The organism is Rhizobacter sp. P5_A1, assembly GCF_056400745.1.
In genome coordinates, this window is record NZ_JBFUKR010000001.1 from 66,255 (window position 1) to 88,579 (window position 22,325).

Annotated in this window: 18 protein-coding genes; 6 read left to right on the plus strand and 12 right to left on the minus strand. The window is 69.1% G+C overall.

Annotated elements, in window-relative coordinates:
* Position 1 precedes the first annotated feature (1 nt).
* Entirely contained in the window at positions 2 to 1,441 is a 1,440-nt protein-coding gene (locus AC1DTW_RS00360; RefSeq protein WP_477977952.1) for a wax ester/triacylglycerol synthase family O-acyltransferase, read from the minus strand.
* A 94-nt stretch (positions 1,442 to 1,535) separates the two neighbouring features.
* Here AC1DTW_RS00360 and AC1DTW_RS00365 point away from each other — a divergent pair, with 94 nt between their 5' ends.
* Complete coding sequence (locus AC1DTW_RS00365; protein WP_477977954.1) at positions 1,536 to 1,790, plus strand: acyl-CoA-binding protein; 255 nt, start codon at positions 1,536 to 1,538, stop codon at positions 1,788 to 1,790.
* Between the two features lie 21 nt (positions 1,791 to 1,811).
* Here AC1DTW_RS00365 and AC1DTW_RS00370 read toward each other — a convergent pair whose 3' ends face one another.
* From AC1DTW_RS00370 to AC1DTW_RS00380, 3 genes are read right to left on the minus strand one after another with little or no spacing between them, the layout of a single operon-like run.
* Positions 1,812 to 2,153, minus strand: a complete 342-nt coding sequence (locus tag AC1DTW_RS00370; RefSeq protein WP_477977956.1) for a polyhydroxyalkanoic acid system family protein — start codon at positions 2,151 to 2,153, stop codon at positions 1,812 to 1,814.
* A 12-nt stretch (positions 2,154 to 2,165) separates the two neighbouring features.
* A complete protein-coding gene (locus AC1DTW_RS00375) occupies positions 2,166 to 3,227 on the minus strand; it encodes an aminopeptidase (RefSeq protein ID WP_477978503.1) in 1,062 nt (353 codons plus the stop codon).
* A 26-nt stretch (positions 3,228 to 3,253) separates the two neighbouring features.
* Positions 3,254 to 5,365 (minus strand): molybdopterin-containing oxidoreductase family protein, encoded by a 2,112-nt coding sequence (locus tag AC1DTW_RS00380; RefSeq protein ID WP_477977958.1) that lies wholly within the window; start codon positions 5,363 to 5,365, stop codon positions 3,254 to 3,256.
* Positions 5,366 to 5,533: 168 nt separating this feature from the next.
* Between AC1DTW_RS00380 and AC1DTW_RS00385 the strand changes: the two genes are divergently transcribed.
* From AC1DTW_RS00385 to AC1DTW_RS00405, 5 genes are all read left to right on the plus strand, one after another.
* Positions 5,534 to 6,658 (plus strand): ABC transporter substrate-binding protein, encoded by a 1,125-nt coding sequence (locus tag AC1DTW_RS00385; protein ID WP_477977960.1) that lies wholly within the window; start codon positions 5,534 to 5,536, stop codon positions 6,656 to 6,658.
* A 204-nt stretch (positions 6,659 to 6,862) separates the two neighbouring features.
* Positions 6,863 to 8,056 (plus strand): M20 aminoacylase family protein, encoded by a 1,194-nt coding sequence (locus tag AC1DTW_RS00390; protein WP_477977962.1) that lies wholly within the window; start codon positions 6,863 to 6,865, stop codon positions 8,054 to 8,056.
* A gap of 7 nt (positions 8,057 to 8,063) precedes the next feature.
* Positions 8,064 to 9,173 carry a M14 family metallopeptidase gene (locus AC1DTW_RS00395; RefSeq protein ID WP_477977964.1) on the plus strand — a complete coding sequence of 370 codons (1,110 nt, stop codon included), beginning with the start codon at positions 8,064 to 8,066 and terminating at the stop codon, positions 9,171 to 9,173.
* Positions 9,174 to 9,293: 120 nt separating this feature from the next.
* Positions 9,294 to 9,851 carry a cysteine hydrolase family protein gene (locus tag AC1DTW_RS00400; protein WP_477977966.1) on the plus strand — a complete coding sequence of 186 codons (558 nt, stop codon included), beginning with the start codon at positions 9,294 to 9,296 and terminating at the stop codon, positions 9,849 to 9,851.
* Between the two features lie 72 nt (positions 9,852 to 9,923).
* Entirely contained in the window at positions 9,924 to 10,907 is a 984-nt protein-coding gene (locus AC1DTW_RS00405; RefSeq protein ID WP_477977968.1) for a GlxA family transcriptional regulator, read from the plus strand.
* A gap of 11 nt (positions 10,908 to 10,918) precedes the next feature.
* Here the strand turns inward: AC1DTW_RS00405 and AC1DTW_RS00410 are convergent, their stop codons facing one another.
* The 8 genes from AC1DTW_RS00410 to AC1DTW_RS00445 all read right to left on the minus strand — a co-directional run bounded on the left by AC1DTW_RS00410 (position 10,919) and on the right by AC1DTW_RS00445 (position 22,324).
* A complete protein-coding gene (locus tag AC1DTW_RS00410; RefSeq protein WP_477977969.1) occupies positions 10,919 to 12,016 on the minus strand; it encodes an adenylate/guanylate cyclase domain-containing protein in 1,098 nt (365 codons plus the stop codon).
* Entirely contained in the window at positions 12,013 to 12,393 is a 381-nt protein-coding gene (locus tag AC1DTW_RS00415; RefSeq protein WP_477977971.1) for a response regulator, read from the minus strand. Before AC1DTW_RS00415 ends, AC1DTW_RS00410 begins: the two co-directional genes overlap by 4 nt.
* The gene (locus tag AC1DTW_RS00420; protein ID WP_477977973.1) at positions 12,390 to 16,811 is read right to left on the minus strand and encodes a GAF domain-containing protein; all 4,422 of its coding nucleotides are present in this window, start codon (positions 16,809 to 16,811) and stop codon (positions 12,390 to 12,392) included. The genes AC1DTW_RS00415 and AC1DTW_RS00420 overlap by 4 nt, the downstream gene beginning before the upstream one ends.
* The gene (locus AC1DTW_RS00425; RefSeq protein ID WP_477977975.1) at positions 16,808 to 17,821 is read right to left on the minus strand and encodes an ABC transporter substrate-binding protein; all 1,014 of its coding nucleotides are present in this window, start codon (positions 17,819 to 17,821) and stop codon (positions 16,808 to 16,810) included. The genes AC1DTW_RS00420 and AC1DTW_RS00425 overlap by 4 nt, the downstream gene beginning before the upstream one ends.
* A 121-nt stretch (positions 17,822 to 17,942) precedes the next feature.
* The gene (locus tag AC1DTW_RS00430) at positions 17,943 to 19,187 is read right to left on the minus strand and encodes an ABC transporter substrate-binding protein (protein WP_477977977.1); all 1,245 of its coding nucleotides are present in this window, start codon (positions 19,185 to 19,187) and stop codon (positions 17,943 to 17,945) included.
* Between the two features lie 100 nt (positions 19,188 to 19,287).
* Positions 19,288 to 20,295 (minus strand): ABC transporter substrate-binding protein, encoded by a 1,008-nt coding sequence (locus AC1DTW_RS00435; protein WP_477977979.1) that lies wholly within the window; start codon positions 20,293 to 20,295, stop codon positions 19,288 to 19,290.
* Positions 20,292 to 21,311: an ABC transporter substrate-binding protein gene (locus tag AC1DTW_RS00440; RefSeq protein WP_477977981.1), complete on the minus strand. Its 1,020-nt coding sequence runs from the start codon at positions 21,309 to 21,311 to the stop codon at positions 20,292 to 20,294. Before AC1DTW_RS00440 ends, AC1DTW_RS00435 begins: the two co-directional genes overlap by 4 nt.
* Entirely contained in the window at positions 21,308 to 22,324 is a 1,017-nt protein-coding gene (locus tag AC1DTW_RS00445; protein ID WP_477977983.1) for an ABC transporter substrate-binding protein, read from the minus strand. The genes AC1DTW_RS00440 and AC1DTW_RS00445 overlap by 4 nt, the downstream gene beginning before the upstream one ends.
* Position 22,325 lies beyond the last annotated feature (1 nt).

Sequence of the window (22,325 nt, forward strand, 5' to 3'; positions counted from 1 at the left end):
CTCAAGCCCCCTCTGACCACGGCAGCATCATCGTGACCAGCAGCAGCTTCTCGAACTCCGGCTCGAAGCGGTCGATGATCTGCTGCGGGTGCGGGCACAGCTTCTTGTCGGTGATCAGCCCGAACTGAACCCCGCCACCGTACGACAGGATCGAGACGCCGACGCCGATGTCGCCCGACGCCGGGACCCAGAACATCGTCTGGCGCAGCGTCGCACCGCAGAACTTCAGCGGCGTCAAAGGCCCCGGCACGTTCGTCATCACGGCCGTCGCCTTCTTCGCGAACAGGCCGAGCAGGCCGTCCTGCACCGGCTTGATCAGCAGCCCCGCGACCGCCAGCACCGCGAACGCGAGCAGCGGCTGGTAGCTGTCCTTCAGCTGGTTCATGCGCACGCGCACCGCGTAGACGCGCTCGATCGGATTGTCGATGCCGATCGGCAGTGTCAGCGGCGCGAGGCCGAAACGGTTGCCCAGTTTCCAGGCTTGCTCGAGCGGGCGCAGGTTGACCGGCACCATCGCGCGGATCTCCTTGCCGGTCGGATCGTCGCCCTGCTCGCGCAGCCAGGCGCCGATCGCGCCGGCCACGCAGGCCAGCAGCACATCGTTGATCGAGCAGTTCAGTGCACGGCCGACGGCCTTGACCTGGTCCAGCGGCAGCGGCTCGCCCCAGGCGACGATCTTCTGGCCGATCGGCCTGCCCTTCAGGATCGTCGGCGAGTCGTCCGGCATCATCGCCATCGCGCCGACATCGCCGAGCACCTTGGCCGCGGTGCGCGCCATCTCGACCGACCCGGCGAGCCCCTGCTGCGGGTTCGACAGCATCTCCATCGCCTTGCCGACACCGCCGCCGTACATGCCGATGGCCTTCGCGGCCAGATCGGTCAGCGGCTTCATCACGGCGTCGGAGAGCCAGTCTCCTTCCGTCTCGGGCGGCTCGCGGTGCCGCCGCTTCGGCGGGTCGGCGCCGCCATCGGTGATCGACATCATCACCGAGATCAGCGCGATGCCGTCGCCGATACAGTGGTGCACGCGCGCGACGAGCGCGCTGCCGCCTTCGTAGCCGTCGATCAGGTGGAACTGCCACAGCGGGTGGTCGGGATCGAGCGGCGTGTTCGCGAGTTCGCCGACGAGCGCCTGCAGCGCCTCGCGCTCGGTCTGGCCGCGCGCGCGGTGCAGCGTCTGGTGCAGCACGTGGCGCCGCACATCGAAGGCCTCGTCGGTGACCCAGTTCGCGCCCATCGCGTCGGGCACGACGCGCTGGCGGAAGCGCTCGTACTTCAGCAGCTTGTCCTCGACCCGCTCGCACAGCGCCGCATGCGTGATCGCGGGCTGCAGCAGCCAGACGCCGACGATCATCATCAGGTTGACGTCGTTGTCCATGCGCAGCCACGCGGTGTCCACGCGCGACATGCGCTGCGAGCTGCGCTCGGGTGGGGTCTGCATCGGGTTTCTCCTCGAGTTCTTCTTGTGGGGCCGCCGAAGATGCTGGGTAACATGCGCTGCGTCAATGCACATTTTCACCCAGAGGAGCACGCCCATGGCCGACCTGAAGTCGCAGTTCGAGCAAGCCGTCAAGGATTCGAAGAGCCTGCCGGAAAAGCCCGACAACATGACGCTGCTGAAGATCTATGCGCTGTACAAGCAGGCCAGCAGCGGCGATGTCGAAGGCAAGCGCCCGGGCTTCTCCGACATGGTCGGCCGCGCGAAATGGGACGCCTGGAACGAAGCCAAGGGCAAGGGCAGCGACGAGGCGATGCAGGCGTACGTCGACCTGATCGAATCGCTGAAGTAGCCGGCGCTAAAGTAGCCAGCGCTACTTCTTCGGCTTCGGTGTCTTGACGGCCGCCTTCCTGGCGGCCGGCTTGCTCTTGGCGAGCAGGGCGTCGAGGTTGCCTTCGATCTGCGACTCGATCGTCTTGCTGAACGCGCCGAGCAGCAAGCCGAGCTTCGCGTCGAGCTCGAAGTGGTCGGCCGCGACGATCAGCTCGCCCTTCACGCCGGCGCGCGTGAACTCCACGGTGTCGCTCGTCTCGCCCTCGATGATCGTGCACGCCATGTCGAACCTTCGCTCGGCGTCTTCGGCCCACTGCAAGGCGACCTTGCGCGCCTCGGCCAGGCCGAGCGCATGTTCGCGGTGAATGTGGATGTCGGCCATGCTGGGGTTCTCCTAAGGCAGTGCGTTGCGTCGTTCGGTGGCTGGCAGGGCCGCGATCCGCTTGACCTCGGCGTAGAAAGCGGGCCAGTCGCGCCCCACGCGCACGAACAGGCGCTCGAAATTGGGCACCAGTTCGTTGTACGCGCCGAGCACGCCGAGGGCTGCATTGTTGGCGCGCGCGAACCAGCCGTCATACCCTGAATACCCGCCCCAGTGCTCGCGTTTCAGCACCTCGTACTCGGCACGCAGGCCGATCATCAGCGCCGACTTGCCGGCGCGCTTGTCGGCGTCGCTCGCCGCGCTGGTGTAGAGCGCGTCGAGGCGCTCGCGGTAGCGCCCGGTCAGCGCGCGGAAGTCACCCCGCCGCGCCTCGAAGCGTTCGTACTCCTCGCGCGCCTGTGCATCGGCACGCTCGCGCAGCCAGCGCTCGCTGCCGAGGCGCTCGACCGCTGTCGCGAACGATTCGTTGAACACCGTGTCGCCCTGCGCGAACGCGATCTGGTGCGCGAGCTCGTGAAAGATCAGCCGCGCCAGCTCGCCCTCGGGGTAGTTGATGAAGGTGTTGAGCAGCGGATCCTTCAGCGCATCGCCCGGCAGCAGGCCGAGCGTCGAATACGCCGGCACGCCGTAGACGCTCGCCTCCAGCCCCTGCGCGCGCAGCCCGTCGGCGAACGCGTTCGCGTCCTTCGGGTCGTAGTAGCCGCGGTAGCCGACGCAGCCGACGACCGGGAAGCACCAGGTCTGCAGGCGCAGGCTCAGCTCGGGCGCCGCGACGACGTTCCAGACCGCGGCGCTGCGGTTCAGGTCGGCGTAGCGGCGGTAGCTGGCGTTGTCGGGTTCGCCGAGATCGCTGACCGCGAAGTCGCGGATGCGCTGGGTCAGTTCGAGCCGCGCGCGCAGCGGCGCGGGGGTCTGCGGGTCGGCCACCCATTCGGGCACCGGCCGGGCGGCGCGCACGATCGCCAGGTGCCCGCCGACCGACTGCGCGTAGTAGCCGATCGTGCTGCAGCCCGAGGTCAGGCAGACCGCACCGGCCGCGAGCAGCGCGAGGCCCACGCCACCCAGACCCGCCATGCTCAAGGTCAGCCGCCAGCCACGTTTCACGACACGGCGGGTTCGATGGGCCGCAGGTCGCCCGCGCCCGCACCAGCCGGGCGCACGTCCACGAGGCAGTCGTAGAAACTCGGTGCGCGGCCCATGTCGGTGAGCCGCTGGTGCGTCACTTCGTTGACATTGCTGCCGCCCGCGCCGAGCTTGCGCCACCACACGCCCAGGCCGTTGACGACGCCGACGCGCGCGCGCGGGCTCACGACCGCCTTGCACAGGTAGCTGCCGCGGTCGTTGAACACGCGCACCATCTGGCCGCTCGCGATGCCGCGCAGCTGCGCATCGACCGCGTGGATCTCGACCAGCGGCTCGCCCTCGATGTCGCGCAGGCTCCTGACGTTGACGAAGCTGGAGTTCAGGAAGTTGCGCGCCGGCGGCGAGATCATCGCGAGCGGAAAGCGCCGCGCCAGCTCGGGCGCGCTCGCGGCGGCCTCGTAGTTCGGCACGTGATCGGGCACACCATGCGCCAGGGCATCGATGATGCAACGGCCATCGGCGCTCGGGAAGCCGCCGTGCGCGAACGGCGCGTCGTCGATCGGCAACTTGAACCAGCCGGTCGCTCGCAGCGTATCGAAGTCGACCTCGGCGTTGAACGCGGCGCGCGCCAGCGCCTCGTCGTCGTCGGCAAAGCACGGTTCGTCGAAACCCATCCTGAGCGCGAGCTCGCGAAAGATCTGCGTGTTCGGCTTCGCCTCGCCCAGCGGGGCGACCGCCGGCTCGTTGATCATCACGTAGGTGTGGCCGTAGCTGGTGTGCACATCGAGGTGCTCGAGCTGCGTCGTCGCCGGCAGCACGTAGTCGGCATGGTCGGCGGTGTCGGTCATGAAGTGCTCGAGCACGACCGTGAACAGGTCGTCGCGGGCGAAGCCGCGCACGACCTTCGGCGACTCGGGCGCGACCGCGACCGGGTTGCTGTTGTAGACGATCAGCGCCTCGATCTTCGGGCCGAACGCGCTGCCGTCGGGCAGCAGTTCACCTGCCTCGCGCAGCAGGTCGTCGCCGATCGTGCTCATGTTGATCGTGCGCGGCGTGCGGCCGGCGAGCAGGTCGGGCCGCTGCAGTGCGACGTCGTTGCGCACGCGCTTGAACCAGCCCGAACTCGACAGCAGCAGGCCGCCCGCCCGGTGCCGCCACGCGCCGACCAGGCACGGCAGCAGCGCGATCAGCCGCGCCGCGTTGCCGCCGCCGCGCACGCGCTGCATGCCGTAGTTCAGGCGGATCGCGGCCGGGCTCAGCGTGCCGTAGTCGCGCGCCAGACCGCGCACCTCGTCGGCAGCGATGCCGCAGACCTCGGCGACACGCTCCGGCGGCCACTGCAGCGCGCGCTCGCGCAGCTTCGGCCAGCCGGCCACGTCGACATGCGCCGCGAGGTAGTCGTGGTCGAGCCAGCCGTTGACGATCAGTTCGTGCATCAGCCCGAGCGCGAGCGCACCGTCGGTGCCGGGCAGCAGCGCGATGTGCTGGTGGCACTTCTCGGCGGTCTCGGTGCGGCGCGGGTCGATGCAGACGAGCTTCGCGCCGGCGCGTTTCGCGGCCTGCGCGAAGGTCCAGAAGTGCAGGTTCGACGCGATCGAGTTGCTGCCCCAGATCAGGATCAGTCGGCTCTCGGCATAGAACTCGAGGTGCATGCCGACCTTGCCGCCATAGGTCGCGGCGAGCGCCTCGCCGCCGGCGCTCGAGCAGATCGTGCGGTCGAGCAACGAGGCGCCGAGCTTGTTGAAGAAGCGCGCCGCCATGCTCTCGCCCTGCACGAGCCCCATCGTGCCGGCATAGCTGTAGGGGACGATGGCCTGCGCCGCGTCAGGCCCGCGCGCGGCGATCGTCTTCAGGCGCGTGGCGATGTCGGTCAGCGCTTCGTCCCAGCTCACGCGCACGAACTGGCCGAGGCCTTTCGGGCCGCTGCGCTTCATCGGGTGCAGCACGCGCTCGGCGTGGTAGGTGCGCTCCGGGTAGCGCGAGACCTTCGTGCAGAGCGCGCCGTGCGTCGGCGGGTGGTCGGGGTCGCCCTGGACCTTGATCGCGCGGCCATCCTGGACCGTGACGCGGATCGCGCAGGTGTCGGGGCAATCGTGCGGGCAGGCGGCGCGTACGGTGGTCGTATTCATGTCGGTGAACTATTGCACACGGGGTCGGCCGGCTATCGTATGCGCCGGGCCACATCCGGGTGACCGACTGCGCGTGAACCCCTATGCTCGCAGCATCCCTGGGGAAACAACCAGACGGGCCCGGCGCGACGCGCCGCGAACGCCCGAGACACCATCGTTGGGGAATCCATGAAACGTCGTGACGCGATCAAGTGGCTGGCGGGCTCGAGCGCCGCGCTGGCGCTGCCGGCGCTGGCCGAGAACAGCCGCATCGTGCTGGGCCAGTCGGCGGCGTTCAGCGGCCCGGCCGCGCAGCTGGGCATCCAGATGAACATGGGCGCGCGCATCTTCTTCAATGCGCTGAACGCCAGCGGCGGCGTGAACGGCAGCACCATCGAGCTGCGCACGCTGGACGACGGCTACGAGCCGGATCGCTGCAAGGCGAACACCGAGAAGTTCATCAAGGACGAGGTGTTCGGCCTGTTCGGCTATGTCGGCACGCCGACGTCGCTGGCGGCATTGCCGCTGGTCGTCGACGCGAAGATCCCCTTCTTCGGCCCGTTCACCGGCGCCGAGGCGCTGCGTGATCCGCTGCACAAGACGGTGTTTCACCTGCGCGCGTCGTATTACGACGAGACCGCGCTGATCGTCAGGCAGCTGACCACGCTGGGCCTGAAGAAGATCGCGGTCTTCTACCAGAACGATGCGTACGGTAAGGCCGGGCTCGAGGGCGTCGTGCGCGCGCTGAAGGCGCAGGATCTCGCGCCGATCGCGCTCGGCACCGTCGAGCGCAACACCGTCAACGTCGCGCAGGCGGTGAAAGACATCGCGCCGAAGATGCCCGACGCCGTCGTGCAGATCAGCGCCTACAAGTCGTGCGCTGCGTTCATCCGCGAGGCGCGCAAGGCCGGCTACGGCGGCACCTTCTTCAACGTCTCCTTCGTCGGCACGCAGGCGCTGGCCGACGAGCTCGGCAAGGAAGGCCGCGGCATCATGGTCAGCCAGGTGATGCCGTTCCCGTTCTCGACCACGACCGCGATCTCGCGCGAGTACCTCGACGCGGTGCGCAAGACCGGCGGCGAGGCGCAGCCGAACTACTCCAGCATGGAGGGCTACCTCGCCGCGAAGGTGCTGGCCGAGGGCCTGAAGCGCGCCGGCCGCAATCCCTCGCGCGAGACGCTCGTCGCCGGGCTCGAGTCGATCCAGAACGCCAGCTTCGGTGGCTTCTCGGTCAATTTCGGCCCGCGCGACCATGTCGCCTCGCGCTTCGTCGATCTCTCGATGCTGACCGAAGACGGCAAGGTTCGGCGTTGAAGGGCGCGGCCCCGGCCTGGGCACGCCGCTGAGGACCGATCGGCCGGGGCCACGAGCACCGCGGCGCGACGGGCCAATGCGCCGCGCGCCGGTGGGGTCGGCAGTGCGGCGCTAAACTGGCTCGATCCCGTTTTCACGCAGCGGTCCGGCCAGCCGCCTTCGCAGGCACGCGCGCCGGGCACGCTGCATGCAAGGAGCCGCAGCATGCGCATGATCGAATCCATCCTCGCCGACGCGGCCTCCATCGCCGCAGTCCGCCGCGACATCCACGCCCACCCCGAGCTGTGCTTCCAGGAGCAGCGCACCTCCGACGTGATCGCGAAGCAGCTCACCGACTGGGGCATCCCGATCCACCGCGGAATGGGCACGACCGGCGTCGTCGGGATTCTGAAGAGCGGCACGAGCGCTCGCGCGGTCGGCCTGCGCGCCGACATCGACGCGCTGCCGATGACCGAGCACAACACCTTCGCGCACGCCAGCCAGCACCCCGGCAAGATGCACGCCTGCGGTCACGACGGCCACACCGCGATGCTGCTCGCCGCGGCCAAGCACCTCAGCAAGCATCGAAACTACGACGGCACGGTCTATCTGATCTTCCAGCCCGCCGAGGAAGGCGGCGGCGGTGCGCGCGAGATGATCAAGGACGGCCTGTTCGAGAAATTCCCGATGGAGGCGGTGTTCGGCGCGCACAACTGGCCCGGCATGGCGGTCGGCCAGTTCGCGCTGAAGAGCGGCCCGGTCTTCGCGAGCAGCAACGAATTCAAGATCACGATCCACGGCAAGGGCGCACACGCCGCGATGCCGCACAACGGCGTCGACCCGGTGCCGGTGGCCTGCCAACTGGTCCAGGCGTTCCAGACCATCATCACGCGCAACAAGCGGCCGATCGATGCCGGCGTGATCTCGGTGACGATGATTCACGCCGGCGAGGCCACCAACGTGGTGCCCGACAGCTGCGAGATCCAGGGCACCGTGCGCACCTTCACGCTCGAGGTGCTCGACCTGATCGAGCGGCGCATGCGGGAGATCACCGAGCACACCTGCGCTGCCTTCGACACGCGCTGCGAGTTCGCGTTCAAGCGCAACTACCCGCCGACGATCAACCACGCCGCCGAAACCGAGTTCACGCGCCAGGCGATGACCGAGCTGGTCGGCGCCGACAACGTGCAGGAGTTCGAGCCGACGATGGGCGCCGAGGACTTCAGCTTCTTCCTGCTCGAGAAGCCGGGCTGCTACTTCCTGATCGGCAACGGCGACGGCAGCCACCGCGAGGGCGGCCACGGCATGGGCCCGTGCATGCTGCACAACCCGAGCTACGACTTCAACGACGAGTTGATCCCGCTCGGCGCGACGCTGTGGGTCGATCTCGCCGAGAAGTGGCTGAACACGGCGCGCTGAGCTGGCCATGAGCACTCGTCGCCCCGTCACCGAGAACGTCATTGACAACTTCGCGCAGACCTACGCGCAGGCGCGCGCCAAGTTCCTCGCCGCAGCCGACGCCGCCGACCTCGATGTGCAGAGCCACCCGCACCCGATGCTCGGGCGCGACGGCGAGCCGCTCGCGATGGATGTCGCCCGCGATGGCCCGGCCGATGCCGCCGCGCTGCTGATCGTCAGCAGCGCCTGCCACGGCGTCGAGGGCTTCTGCGGCTCGGGCGTGCAGACCACGCTGCTGCAGGATCGCACGTGGCGCGAGGCGGCGGCCGATGCGCGCGTCGCGGTGCTCTACGTCCACGCGCTGAATCCGTACGGTTTCTCGTGGTGGCGGCGCACGACGCACGAGAACGTCGACCTGAACCGCAACTTCCACGACTTCAGCCAGCCCTTGCCGCACAACGCCGGCTACGACGAGCTCGCGAGCGCGCTCGTGCCGGCGCACTGGCCGCCGACCGAAGAGACCGATGCGCCGCTGCAGCGCTACCTCGCGCAACACGGGATGGCGAAGCTGCAGGAGGCGATCTCCGGCGGCCAGTACGAGTATCCCGAAGGCATCTTCTACGGCGGGCGCAACCCGACCTGGAGCCATGTGACCTTGCGCCACGTGCTGCAGGAGCACGCGACACGCTGCGCGCGGCTCGGCTGGATCGACCTGCACACCGGCCTCGGGCCGAGCGGCGTCGGCGAGCGCATCTTCGCTTGCCGCGACGACGCCGCGGCGCTGCAGCGTGCCCGCTCCTGGTGGGGCGACAAGGTCACCAGCATCTACGACGGCAGCTCGACCTCGGCGCCGCTGCAGGGCCTGATGTGGCTCACCGCATACCAGGAATGCGCGCAGGCCGAGTACACCGGCATCGCGCTCGAGTACGGCACGCTGACGCTGATGGAGATGATCGCCGCGCTGCGCGCCGACCAGTGGCTCGAGAACCACCCCGACGCGCCCGAGGCACAGCAGGCGCAGATCAAGCAGCAGACGCGCGATGCGTTCTACGTCGACACCGACGACTGGAAGCGCCGGATCGTCGACCAGGCGATCGACGCGGCGCTCGGGGCCGCGCGCGGCCTGTCGGTGCGCTGAGGGCCGCCTCGCGCGCGCCTCCGAAGGCGTGTCCGGATTTGATCGTTTGTGGTCGATCTCCGCGCCGACAATCGGCGTGCGCCGGCCTATCGTTCAGGCTTCAACCACTGGAGTCCGCTGATGAACACCGCCCTGATCCTGATCGACGTGCAAGAGTCGTTTCGCCAGCGCCCGTACTGGGCCGGCGCCGAGACGCGCGACTTTTTCGCGCGCGTCAATGCGCTGGTCGACGGCTGCGCCGCGCGCGGCGTGCCGATCGTGCGCATCCTGCACAGCGACGGTCCGGCCGAGGCCTCGAACCCGTTCGCGCTCGAGTCCGGTCACGTGCGCCCGCTGACCGAGCTGGCGCCGTTCGAGGCCGCGGCCGAGTTCGTCAAGCGCCGCCACAGCGCGCTGGTCGGCACCGGACTGATGGTCTGGCTGCACCAGAACCACATCGGCCGGTTGATCATCGCCGGCATCCGCACCGAGCAGTGCTGCGAGACGACGGCGCGCCACGCCAGCGACGAGGGCTTCAAGGTCGACTACGTGGCCGAGGCGACGCTGACCTTCGACATGCAGCACCTCGACGGATCGCCGCTGCCTGCCGCCGCGATCGTTGCGCGCACGGCCGCGGTGCTGAAGGACCGGTTCGCGACGATCTGCAGCGTGGCGCAGGCGCTCGAGCGCGCCGCATGAGCCCCGCCCGGCCGCCCGAAGGGGCTCGCACCGCAGCGCGTAGCGCGGAGGTTACCCAGTGACGTCGAGGCGATGATCGACGTCCTGTTCGTCGTCGCACCGCGCTCGCTGCTGCTCGACATCGCCGGGCCGGCCGAGGCCTTCCGGCTCAGCAACCAGCACCTGAAGCGCAGCGGCGGCGTGCCGCGCTTCAATCTGCGCTTCGCCGGCGTGCGCGCGCAGATCGACAGCTCGGTCGGCCTCGCCGTCGCCGGGCTCGAAGCCTTGCCGACCGAGCTCCCCGCGCCGACCTGGGTCGTGCTCGTCGGCCAGCCGCGAGAGCTGCTCGCGAAGCCGGATGCCGACACGCGCGCGACCGCCCACTGGCTCGCGCACACGCTGGGCTCGCTGCTCGCCGGCCAACCGCAGCACCGGCTCGTGACGATCTGCGCCGGCAGCCTGCTGGCCGCGCGGGCCGGGCTGATCGGCGCGCGCCGCTGCACGACGCACCACGAGATCCTTGCGCAGCTGCACGAGGCTGCGCCGGCGGCGCAGGTCGTCGACAACCGCGTGTTCGTGGTCGACGGCACGCTCGCGTCGAGCGCCGGCGTGACGGCCGGCATCGACCTCGCGCTGCACCTGATCGCGCAGACCTGCGGCGAGCGCAACGCCGCGGCGGTCGCGCAGGACATGGTCGTCTACCTGCGGCGCAGCGCGCACGACCCCGAGCTCTCGCCGCTGCTCGCGCACCGCAATCACCTGCACCCGGCGGTGCACCGGGTGCAGGACGCGGTGTGTGCCGACCCGGCGCGCGAATGGACGATGCCGCTGCTCGCCGAAGTCGGCCACGTCACGCAGCGCCACCTGCTGCGCCTGTTCACGACGCACGCCGCGGTCTCGCCGCTGCACTACCTGCAGGCGATCCGCCTCGAGCGCGCGAAGCAGACGCTGAGCCGCGGCGCCAGCGTCACGCGCGCCGCGCAGGAAGCCGGGTTCAGCTCCGACCTGCAGCTGCGCCGCGCCTGGCGGCAGCGCTTCGCGGGCACGCCACGCACCGAGCGCGAGGCGCCGCAGTGACGCTCAGCCTCTCAGCGCAGCCGAAACGCCGGCACCGGCCGGGCGAATCCCTTCAGCGTGAGCTCGCCCGCGGGCTCGGCCGCGGCCTCGCCTTCGATCAACCCCCAGACCCGCTGCGACACCAGGATCTCGCCGCCGTGCGCTTCGCCGCACAGGCGCGCGGCGAGGTTGGTCACGGTGCCGATCGCGCCGTAGTCGATGCGCCCCGGGAAGCCGATCCCGCCCAGCGTCGCGAAGCCTTGCGCGATGCCCACCCCCATCTGCAGCGCGTGGCCGCGCTTGCGCCAGCGCGCGGCCAGCAGCGCCACCTCGCGCTGCATCGCCAGCGCCATGCGAGCGGCGCGCAGCGCCGGATCGGGGATCGGCACCGGATCGTTGAAGAACACCATGATGCCGTCGCCGGTGAAGCGTTCCAGGGTGCCCTCGAACTCGAGGATCAGCCGGCCCATCGCGGCGTGGTACTCGGCGAGCACGCCCATCACTTCTTCGGGGTCGGCGGTCTCGGTGAACGCGGTGAAGCCGCGCAGGTCGAGGAACACGACGGTGATCTCGCAGCGGTGGCTCTTCAGCGGATCGCCGGCGCCGCCGCCGACGATCGCCTCGGCCAGTTGCGGCGAGAAGAAGCGCCGCAGCCGACCGACCCGCTCGAGCTGCTGCACCCCCTCCTGCACACGCTCCTCGAGCGTGCGGTTCCAGTCGGCCAGTTCGTCCTTCTGCCGCTGCACCTGGTCGTAGAGCTGCTTGATGCGCAGCAGTGACCTGACTCGGGCCAGCAGCTCGGCCTGCGCGACGGGCTTGTTCAGGAAGTCGTCGGCGCCCGCTTCGAGGCCCTTGACGCGCTCCTGCGCCGGGTCGAGCGCGGTGACCAGCACGACCGGCAGCATCGCATGCGCGGGATCGGCGCGGATCGCCGCGCAGACGTCGTAGCCACTCATGCCAGGCATCATCACGTCGAGCAGCACCAGGTCGGGCGCCTCGGCGGCGAGTTTGGCCAGCGCCTCGGGGCCCGAGGCCGCGGTGACGGTCCGGTAGCCCTTGGCGCCCAGCAGGTCGGCGAGCAGCTTGACGTTCAGCGGCGTGTCGTCGACGACCAGGATCGTTGCGCTCATGGTGCCTTGCGCCCGTGTGCCAGAAACTGCTTCACCGTGTCCAGGAACTGCCTCAGATTGATCGGCTTGGTGATGAAGGCGTCGAAGCCCGAGGTCACGATCTTCTGCTGCTCGTCGGGCATCACCGAGGCCGACACCGCCAGCACCGGGATCGCATCGAGCGCGCGCTCCCGGCGGATTTCGCGCAGCGCGGCGATGCCGTCGATGTCGGGCAGCTGGATGTCCATCAGCACCAGGTCGGGCTTGGCCTCCTTGGCGATGCGCACGCCATCGGCGCCGGTCACGGCTTCGAGCGTCGTGTGGCCCTGGTGCTGCAGGATGTCACGCACCAGCTTCATGTTTTTCTCGTTGTCCTCGACGATCAGGATGGTGCTCATCTGGCTGCCTCCAGTTCCCGCTCGGGAAGGATAAACGCGAAGGTCGAGCCCTGGCCGGGCGCGCTGTCGACCTGCATCGTTCCGCCGTGCAACTCGACAAAGCGCTTGGCCAGCGCCAGGCCCAGCCCGGTGCCCTCGGCCTTGCGCAGATAGTCGCCGCCGGCCTGGCGGAACTCCTCGAACACCAGCGCCTGCTGGTCCGGCGCGATGCCCACGCCGGTATCGACCACCGCGATCTCGACCGCGTGTTCGAGGGCGCGTGCGCGCAGCGTGATCCGGCCGCCGGCCGGCGTGAACTTGACCGCGTTGGACAGCAGATTGATCACGACCTGCTTGAGCTTGCGCGCATCGGCAACCCAGTCGCCAAGCTGCGGGTCGACGTCGAGCGTGAGCGTCAGGCCCTGGCGCAGCGCACGCTCGCGCACCAGCGTGGTCGTGTTGTCGAGCAGCATCGGCAGGTTGAAGCTCGCCAGGTCGAGCTCCATCCGGCCGGCCTCGATCTTCGACAGGTCGAGGATGTCGTTGATCAAGGTGAGCAAGTGGTGGCCCGAACCGTGGATGTCGAGCAAGTACTCGCGCTGCTTGTCGTTCACCTCGCCGAACATCTCCTCGCTCAGCACCTCGCTGAAGCCGATGATCGCGTTCAGCGGCGTGCGCAGCTCGTGCGACATGTTGGCCAGGAACTCCGACTTGTGCTTGTTGGCTTGCTCGAGCTGCCGGCTCTTGTCCTGGATCTCGTGGAACAGCCGGGCGTTCTGGATCGCGATCACCGCCTGGTCGGCGAAGGTCTTGAGCAGCGTCAGCTCCTTGTCCGAGAATGGATTCGGTGGCCGCCGCGACACCATGATCACGCCGACCTCCTGTTCTTTCCACAGCATCGGCGCGAACGCGATCGAGTAGTTGCCGCCGCGCTCGGCGAGTTCGCGCAGCCGGCCCGGCGGGTCCGCCACCGCGAGAACATCCGGGTAGTGCACGACCTGACGCGTGCGCATCGCCAGCCCGCTCGCCGTTGCCTCGACCGGCAGCGGGCTGGCGTCGAGTGCACCCAAGGGCTCGCCGCGCGACGCGACGAAGCGCAGCAGCCGGTCGCCGTCGACCAGCAGCACCCCCTGGTGACTGGCTGCGAACAGCCGGGCACAGCTCTCGAGAATCTTGTCGAAGACAGGCTGCGTGTCAGCCACCGAACCGCTGATCACCCGCAGCACCTCGGCGGTCGCCGTCTGCTGCTCCAGCGCCTCCTTGGTCTCGTTGAACAGCCGCACGTTCTCGATCGCGATCACGGCCTGGCTGGCGAAAGTCTCGACCAGTGCGATCTGCTCGTTCGAGAAGCGCCGCACCTCGCGGCGCCAGATGAAGATCGTGCCGATCGCCTGGCCTTCGCGCAGCATCGGCACCGCGAGCATGGCGTGAAAGCCGATCCGCTCGAAGTTGGCGCGCGCGTCGGGGTACTCGGTGTCCAGCAGCGGCTCGATGTCCTCGACATGCACGGTGCGGCGCTCGATGAACGCACGCCCGTTGACCAGGCTGCGGCGGATCGGCACGCCATGGCCTTCGACCGGTCCGGCGGTGCCCGGCTCGCGCGACCAGACCGCCATCTGGCGCAGCACCTCGCCCTCGACCAACAGCACCGACGAGTGCACCGCGTCGCACAGCAGCGCAGCGCGCTCGGCGACCGCGACCAGCACCGGATGCACGTCGGTCGGCGACCCCGAGATCACGCGCAGGATCTCGGTGGTTGCGGTCTGGCGCTCCAGCGCCTGCTTGGTCTCGTTGAACAGGCGCACGTTCTCGATCGCGATCACGGCCTGGTCGGCAAACGTCTGCACGACGCCGACCTCGCTCGTCGAGAAGGGTTTGATCTCCCTGCGCGTCAGTCCGATCACCCCCACCGCGACGCCCTCCCGCAGCATCGGCACGGCAAGCACCGTGCGAAAGCCGTGGCGTCGCTGCATCGGGCCGGCGTCGGGGTACTCGGTATCGACGAGCGCCGCCACGTCGGCGACATGCACGACGTGCCGCTCGAGAAACGCGTGCGCGGCGACCGACGTCCGCCGCAGCGGCAGCAGCTCGCCACGACCGACCCCGACCGCGTCCGGCAGCGTGTAGCCGGTCATCGCGCGCAAGGCCCCGCCATCGGGGAGCCAGACGCGGCTGCCCTGCGCATGGCACAACTGTCCCGCGCGTTCCGACACCGCGTCGAGCACGGGCTGCACATCCGCCGGCGACTCGCTGATGACACGCAGGATTTCGCTGGTCGCGGTCTGCCGCTCGAGCGCCTCCTTGGTCTCGTTGAGCAGGCGAACGTTCTCGATCGCGATCACGGCCTGGTCGGCGAAGGTCTGGAGCAGCTTCACCTGCTTGTCGGGGAACACGCCGGGCTCCTCGCGGCAGACGCTGATCGAGCCGATGACCTGGCCTTCGCGCAGCATCGGCACCCCGAGGTTGGCGCGGTAGCCCGACTGCCGGGCGGCGTCCTTCAGGTCATAGTCGGGGTCGGCCAGAACGTCGGGGATCTGGACCGGCGCGCGTTCGAGGATCACGCGCGCGGTGATCGCGCCGCGCCCCGGCTTCATCGGAAAGGCCGCGAGCATGGCCCGGTTCGCCTCCGGCGACGTGCCGCGGAACGCGACCAGGTGCACCAGCTCGCCGTCGAAGCGCGCCACGCCGCCGATGTGCGCGTCGCACAAGGTCATGGCACGTTCGCAGATCGCATCGAACACCGGCTGCACGTCGGTCGGCGAGCTCGAGATCACCTGCAACACCTCGGCGGTCGCGGTCTGCTGCTCGAGCGCTTCCTTAGTCTCGTTGAGCAGGCGAACGTTCTCGATCGCGATCACCGCCTGGTCGGCGAAAGTCTTGAGCAGGTCGACCTGGCGCTGCGGGGTCGCGCCCGGCTCGCGCCATGCCAGCACGATGGCGCCGATGGCCCTGCCGTCCTTGAGCAGGGGCGCCGCGACCATGCGCCGCCACAGGCCGAGCCGCGCCGAAGTCTGGTCGTAGTCGGGGTCGGCGAGCGCGTCCTCCTCGACCTGCACCTCGCCCGAGAGGATGGCGCGGCCGCTCATCATCTGCGGGTGGGGTGGGCCGGGGTAGAACCGCCGCGCGTCGGCGACGGCCGCGGCCGGCCAGTTGCGCACGGCGACCTGGTGAACGAGCTCACCGTCGTAGCGGAACACGGCCGCGAGCGGCGTGTCGAGCAGCCTCGAGGCACTGTCCAGGATCGCTTCGAAGACCGGCGCCACATCGGTCGGCGAGGTGCTGATGACGCGCAGCACGCCGCTGATCGCGGTCTGGTAGTCGAGCGCCTCGCTCAGTTCGGCGGTGCGTACCTCGACCTTGTGCTCCAGGCCGGCGTACGAGGCCTTCAGCGCCGAGCCCATCCGGTTGAACTGCTCGGCCAGGCCTTCGAGCTCGTCACCGGTGCGCACCTCGATGCGTCGGTCGAGCTCGCCCGCGCCGATCTGCGCTGCGCCCTCCTGCAGCGCGCGCAGCGGCCGCACCAGCGCGCGCGCGAGCAGGTAGCTCGCCGCCATCGACAGCAGCAGCGCGAGCACGAGCACCAGCGCCATGCGCTGCAGGGTGGCGTACAGCGGTGCGAAGACCTCGGCGCGCGGCGACTCGACGAACACCGTCCAGGCCAGCGTCGGGATGCGCCGGAAGGCCGCCAGCACCGGCTCGCCGCTCAGGTTGCGGGCTTCGCTCGAAGGCGCTTCATCGGGCCGTGCCAGTGCGGCGACCTGCGGCAGCACGCTCAGGTCGGTCTTCTTCAGCACCAGGCTGATGTCGGGGTGCGCGATCAGGGTGCCGCTCGCGTCGATCACATAGGCCAGGCCCTTCTCGCCGATGCGAATTCTCGACACGACCTCCCAGACGAACTTGAGGTTGACCTCGGCCGCCGTGACCCCGCCGCCGCTGCCGGCCGGCCGGGCGATCGTCATGTAGGGCTCGGTGCCCTTGCGGAAGTAGACCGGGCCGAACCAGGTCTTGCCGGCGCGCGCGACCGTGTACTTCGGCTCCTGCGACAGGTCGGTGCCGCTGCCCAGCGCGTCCATCGCCAGGCGCGAGACGCGCAGCTGCTCCCGGCCGGCGGCGTCGATCCAGACCAGCTCGGTGATCGCCGGCGCCTGGCGCAGCAGCTTGAGGTATTCGATGCGCCGCGCCTCGAGCGCATCGCTGCCCGCGCCGCTGTCGATGCGCGGCAGCGCGGTCCAGCCGAGCTCGTGCTCGATGCCCTGCACGTACTGCTCGATCCGGTTCGCCGCGCCCTGCGCCTTCTCGTCCTGCAGGGCGGCCAGGTGATCCTGGTTCTCGCGGTGCGAGAAGTAGATGCCGACCGCGCCGCTCGCCAGCAGCATGCCGGCGACCAGCGCGATGATCAGCAGCGCGTACTTCGGAAACAGGCGCCAGCGACGCGTCACTCGATCACCCGGTCGGCAATCACCAGCATCTCCTTCGGGATCGCCAGGCCCAGATTGCGCGCGGTCTTCAGGTTGAGCACGAACTCGAAGTGCGTGGGTTGCTCGACCGGCAGCGTGTTCGGGCTCGCGCCCTTGAGCAGGCGGTCGACGTGGCGCGCGCTCAGGCGCGCGCTGTCGGCGATGCTCTCGCCGTAGCTCACCAGCCCGCCCGACTCGGGGAACTCGCTCGGGCCGTACAGCGCGGGCAGCCGGTGCTGCTGCGCCAGCCCGATGATGCGCGCGCGGTTGAGCAGGCTCATCGGATCGTCGGGGAGCACGAACACGCCACCGGCGCGCGAGCGCGCGATGCGCTCGAACGCGCCGGGCAGATCCTCGCCGCGCAGGTTCTCGGCGCTGCGCACTTCGACCCGCTGCAGACTCAGCTTCAAGTCCCTGGCAGCCTGCACCGCGTTCTGCCAGAGCGCTTCCTGTGCCGGGTTGTTGACGTTGACCAGGACCGCCAGCGGATCGGCCCCGGGCACCGACTGCACGAACAGGTCCAGCATCTTGGGCACGATGTCGTTCGACTGGCTCGATCGCCCGGTGACGTTGGTGCCGGGCCGCGCCAGTGACTGCACGAACGCCGAGGCGACCGGGTCGGACACGGCGACCATCACGATCGGAATGCTGGTCGTCGCGCTGCGCGCGGCGCGGGTCGTCGGCGTGCAGGTGGTGACGATCGCATCGAACTTCCTGTCGACGAATTCCCGTGCGAAGCCGGGCAGCCTGGCGACCTCGCTGTAGGCGTAGCGGCGTTCCAGCACCAGGTTGCGGCCCTCGACGTAGCCGAGTTCGTTCAGCCCGATCAGCAGGTTGCGATCGACCTCGTCGCGCTGCTCGGGCGAGCCCAGCAGCAGCAGGCCGATATGCGCCGGCACGGGCACCGCGGCCGGCACACGCGCCGGCCAGCCGGCCAGCCCCGCGGCGAGCGTCGATGCGGCGGCGAGCAGGGTTCTGCGGTTCGCGCTCATGGTGTCACCTCGCTCGAACCTGGGCCGTCGCGCCGCGATCGGGGTCGCGACCCGCTCGCGGCGCCGGACGCGCGGCCCGGTTCATGCTTCCACTGTAGCCGGCCGCAAGCGCGCGACGCGCTCATTCGATCACCTCGTCGGCGCGCAGCAGCAGCGATTGCGGGATCTTCAGCCCGCGCGCCCTGGCGGTCCTCAGGTTGAGGACCAGTTCGTACCTCGTCGGCAGCTCGACCGGCAGGTCGGCGGGCTTGGCGCCGCGCAGAATCTTGTCGACGTAGAGGGCCGAGCGGCGATACAGACTCGCGATGTCGGGGCCATAGGACATCAGCGCACCCAGCGCGACCGCATCCTTGGCGATGTAAATGTCCGGCAGACGGCGCAACGCGCAGAACCGGACGATCCGCGGCAGGTGCCGCATGGTGAGCGCAGAACCGTAGACATAGACCGCCTGCACGTCGTGCGCCGCGAGGTCGGCGAATGCGGGTTCGAGATCGGCATCGACCTGGATGTCGGCATGATGCATCGTGATGCCCAGTCTGCGCGCGCCGCCTTCGATCGCGCGCCGATAAGGCTGCAGCCCGGGGAAGCTGGCGTCGTACAGTCCGCCCAGCCGCGCGAGGCCGGGCAGCGCCTCCTTCAGCAGCTCGGGGCCCTTCGCCGTGAGCTCGGGCGACTGTTCCCAGGCCACGCCGGTGACGTTGCCTCCCGGATGGTCATAGCTCGCGATCAGGCCGCTCTCGATCGGGTTGGCGCCCGCTTGCATCACGATCGGTATCGAGGCGCTTGCCGCCTTGCCCACCTCGGTCTCGATATTGTTGCCGCAGACGATCAGATCGATCTTGGCTCGGACCATGTCGCGAGCCATGCGTTGCAGCACGTCGTGATCCCCATTGGCGAAGCGCCAGTCGAACAGAACGTTCTTGCCTTCGATCCAGCCCAGCTCTCTCAGGGCATCGACGAAGGCCTTTCGGAAGCCGGCAGGCGTTGGCTCGGTCTCTGCGCCAATGTTGAGGCGCCCGATGCGAAGCATCGCTGGCGTCTGGGCAAGACCTGGGTGCCATGCCTGCAGCCCGAGCGTCGTGAGCGAGATGACGATCGCACGGCGCGAGGGTCGCATTGCATGCAGAGGAATTGCCACGCGTTCGCCACCCGCCGGATTCGACGATGCCCGGATCGCTGTCCCCGCCATCGCCAGCTCTCCTCGAAGCGCTGCCTCGGAACAAGGCACGACGCAGGCTATACCGGCCGGGCGTGCGCTGTCCAGCGACGCGAGCGACGTGCGCACGCGCTTCAGCAAGCCCGCCGTCGATTCATCGAGCCCGCTCGCATCGCCTGACGCGAGCCGCGGCAGCAGGTCGTTCAGCACGGTCTGCCGCGTCGTGATGCCGCACTGTCCCGACCTCGATCGAATGAGCGCACGCGCCCCTCGCTTGCACTCGCCACGCAGCGCAAGCGCCGTCGCGCGATCATTCGATCACCTCGTCGGCACGCAGCAGCACGCTCTGCGGGATCGTCAGACCGATCGCTCTTGCGATCTTCAGATTCACGACGAACTCGAACTGGGTCGGCTGCTGCATCGGCAGTTCGCTCGGTCGGGCTCCGGCCAGAATCGTCGCGACGTACTCCGCGGCGAGACGGTAGATGGCGGCGAGGTCGGGGCCGTACGAGAGCATCGCCCCGGCGCGGTACGGTGTGAGCATCGGCAGGCGCTGCTCGGCGGCGAACGCGAGCCACTCGCTGCGCAGCGCGACGTTGATCTGCGTGGCACCGATCAACAGCGCGTCGGGCCGTTCGCGCTGCAGCGTCGCCGCAGCGGCGGCGAAATCGACAGCGTCATTGACGTCGACCGGCAGCCACTTCACGCCCTGCGATCGCGCCGCCGCCTCCTGTTCGCCCTGCACGGCGCTGACATCGGCCGCGCTCGTTCCGGCCGTCATCGCGCAGCGCGGGCAACGCGCAAAGGCGATGCGCGTCGCCGTTGGCACGGCCGCCTTCAGCAGTTCCAGCCGCTTGGGAACCATCTCGTCGGCCAGATTCGAGATGCCCGTCAACTGGCCGCCCGGGTGCGCGAGGCTCGCGACCAGGCCGGCGCGCACCGGGTCGGGAATCGCCGTCGTCACGATCGGCATGCTGCGGCTCGCGGCCATCACGGCGCGCGCCGCGGAACCGTTGCTGGCGACGACCAGGTCGAGCCGCGCCGGCATCAGCTCGGCCACGAACTCGGCGTAGCGTTCGTTGTGGCCTTCGGCGAATCGTTGTTCGATGACGAGGTTGCGGCCTTCGACATAGCCGAGTTGGCCCAGCCGTTGCACGAAGGCCTGCCAGATGCGCACGCCCTCCGGCGAGTCGTTGGCCGTGAAGCCGAGGTAAGCGATGCGGTACACGCGGCCCGGCGTTTGGGCGAGTGCGCTCGGCACGCAGGTCAGGGCACCAGCGGCCGCGGCCGCGCCGATGACGATGCGTCGATCCGTCATTCGATCACCTCGTCGGCACGCGCGAGAAGCGAGGGCGGGATGACCAGCCCGATCGCCCGCGCGGTGGCCAGGTTGACCACGAGCTTGATCTTCGTCACCTGCTCCACCGGCAAATCGGACGGCCTGGCTCCCCGCAAGATCCGATCCGCGTAGGCGGCCGACCGCCGCGCGATGTCGGCCACATCCCAGCCGAACCCCAGCAACAGACCGGCATGGGCGTACGCCGGTTCGGTGCTGATCGCGGCCATGCGGTGCGCGATGAAGAGTGCCGCGATGTCGCCTCGGCGCATGGAAAACTCTTCGGAGTCGTCGAACTTCACGGCGCGAATCCCCGCGGCAAGCATGCGCGCCAGAGCCAGCCTCAGGTCGTCGACACTGTCGGCCTCGAAGAACTCGAGCCTCGTTCCCAAGGCATGCGCCGCCGCCTGGCGCGCCGCAGTGACCTTGCGGAACTGCGGCCACGATTTCAGAGCGCTCGAGTGCAAGACGCCAACCGTCACGCCCTTGCCGACGGCTTCCACCAGCATCTGGATCGTCTTGTTCTCGAGTTGCGCACCGAGCACCGCATTGCCGGTGAGATTGGCGCCCGGCCTCGCCAGACTTTCGACCAGGCCCGCTTCGACCGGGTCACGCCACGAGCGGTCGAAAACGATCGGAATCGTGTGCGTCGCGTTCTTGGCAGCAAGACCGCTGCCGCCGTCGTCGACCGCGTAGATCAGATCCACTTTCATCGCCACGAGCTCGGCAGCCAGCCGCGCCAGCTGTTTCGACGCCTCGGGTTCGGCATACGTTCCAGCGTAACGGTGCACAAACTCGACGTCGCGGCCCTCCAGATGACCGCGGCGCCCCAGCTCGTCGACAAAGGTCTTCCACTCGGGGAACTGCACGTAGGCATCGATGTTGCCCAGCACGCCGATGCGACGCGGGCGCGCGGCGGACTGCCCGAGCGCCACGCGCGGCGCGGCCGTAACCACGGCCACGGCCGCGAGCAATGCCACGGCGCGCCGACGGCTCATTCGATCACCTCGTCGGCGCGCAGCAGCAGCGCTTGCGGGATCGTGATCCCGATCGCCCTCGCCGTCTTCAGGTTGACGACCAGCTCGAACTTCGTCGGCTGCTCGACAGGCAGGTCCGCGGGCTTCGCGCCCTTCAGGATCTTGTCCACGTACACCGCGGCGTGCCCGACGAACTCAGCCATGTTCACCGCATAGGCCATCAGGCCGCCGGCCTCGACCTGTTCGCGAAAGCTGTGCATCGTCGGCAAGCGGGCCTTCAGCGCGAGTTCGGCGAGGCCGGATCGGTGCACCAGGAACGTCGAGGTCGCGATCACCAACAGGGCATCCGCACGGCCCCGCGCCATCGCCACGAAGGCAGCGTCGAACTCCTCCGAGCCCCGTGCCGCCACATGTTGAAGCCGCAGGTTCAAAGATCGGGCGGCCGCCTCCAGTTCGCTCTGTTGGCGCGCAAAACTCGGATCTATCGGATTGCGCAGCACAGCAACTCGAGCGGCGCCGGGGATGGCTTCCTTCAAGATCTGCAGCTGCTTGCCGAAGATCTCCGAGCTGGTCGTGAACGTCGTCCCGGTGATGTTCCCGCCAGGCCGACTGAGGCTCGCGACAAGCCCCATCTCGACAGGATCGTTCGCAAAGATCATCACGATGGGAATGCTGCGCGTCGCGTTCTTGGCAGCCAACGCTGCGGATCCAGCCGGGGCGACGATCAGATCCACCTTGCGCCGCACCAGATCGGCGGCGAGCTCAGGCAGTCGCTCAATGTTCCCTTCGGCCCATCGGTACTCGATGACGAGGTTTCGGTCCTCGATCCAACCCAGCTCACGCAGCTTTCGGACGAACGCATCGAGCCCGCGCGCCACGGACTCACGGTTGGGCGTGCTCAGGTAGCCGATCCGGTAGACCTTCCCGGCCTGCTGCGCGTCCGCGCAAAGCGGTGCCGACGCGGCGCCGACCCCCGCGGCAACGAATTGCCGCCGCGACAGAGGCGAGAGAAGAACGAGGTCGCGTCGGTCCATG

Bases quoted from the DNA above. Each gene is read 5' to 3' on its own strand.
- AC1DTW_RS00360 (WP_477977952.1), bottom strand. From the start codon at position 1,441: ATGCAGACCCCACCCGAGCGCAGCTCGCAGCGCATGTCGCGCGTGGAC.
- AC1DTW_RS00365 (WP_477977954.1), top strand. From the start codon at position 1,536: ATGGCCGACCTGAAGTCGCAGTTCGAGCAAGCCGTCAAGGATTCGAAG.
- AC1DTW_RS00370 (WP_477977956.1), bottom strand. From the start codon at position 2,153: ATGGCCGACATCCACATTCACCGCGAACATGCGCTCGGCCTGGCCGAG.
- AC1DTW_RS00375 (WP_477978503.1), bottom strand. From the start codon at position 3,227: ATGGCGGGTCTGGGTGGCGTGGGCCTCGCGCTGCTCGCGGCCGGTGCG.
- AC1DTW_RS00380 (WP_477977958.1), bottom strand. From the start codon at position 5,365: ATGAATACGACCACCGTACGCGCCGCCTGCCCGCACGATTGCCCCGAC.
- AC1DTW_RS00385 (WP_477977960.1), top strand. From the start codon at position 5,534: ATGAAACGTCGTGACGCGATCAAGTGGCTGGCGGGCTCGAGCGCCGCG.
- AC1DTW_RS00390 (WP_477977962.1), top strand. From the start codon at position 6,863: ATGCGCATGATCGAATCCATCCTCGCCGACGCGGCCTCCATCGCCGCA.
- AC1DTW_RS00395 (WP_477977964.1), top strand. From the start codon at position 8,064: ATGAGCACTCGTCGCCCCGTCACCGAGAACGTCATTGACAACTTCGCG.
- AC1DTW_RS00400 (WP_477977966.1), top strand. From the start codon at position 9,294: ATGAACACCGCCCTGATCCTGATCGACGTGCAAGAGTCGTTTCGCCAG.
- AC1DTW_RS00405 (WP_477977968.1), top strand. From the start codon at position 9,924: ATGATCGACGTCCTGTTCGTCGTCGCACCGCGCTCGCTGCTGCTCGAC.
- AC1DTW_RS00410 (WP_477977969.1), bottom strand. From the start codon at position 12,016: ATGAGCGCAACGATCCTGGTCGTCGACGACACGCCGCTGAACGTCAAG.
- AC1DTW_RS00415 (WP_477977971.1), bottom strand. From the start codon at position 12,393: ATGAGCACCATCCTGATCGTCGAGGACAACGAGAAAAACATGAAGCTG.
- AC1DTW_RS00425 (WP_477977975.1), bottom strand. From the start codon at position 17,821: ATGAGCGCGAACCGCAGAACCCTGCTCGCCGCCGCATCGACGCTCGCC.
- AC1DTW_RS00435 (WP_477977979.1), bottom strand. From the start codon at position 20,295: ATGACGGATCGACGCATCGTCATCGGCGCGGCCGCGGCCGCTGGTGCC.
- AC1DTW_RS00440 (WP_477977981.1), bottom strand. From the start codon at position 21,311: ATGAGCCGTCGGCGCGCCGTGGCATTGCTCGCGGCCGTGGCCGTGGTT.
- AC1DTW_RS00445 (WP_477977983.1), bottom strand. From the start codon at position 22,324: ATGGACCGACGCGACCTCGTTCTTCTCTCGCCTCTGTCGCGGCGGCAA.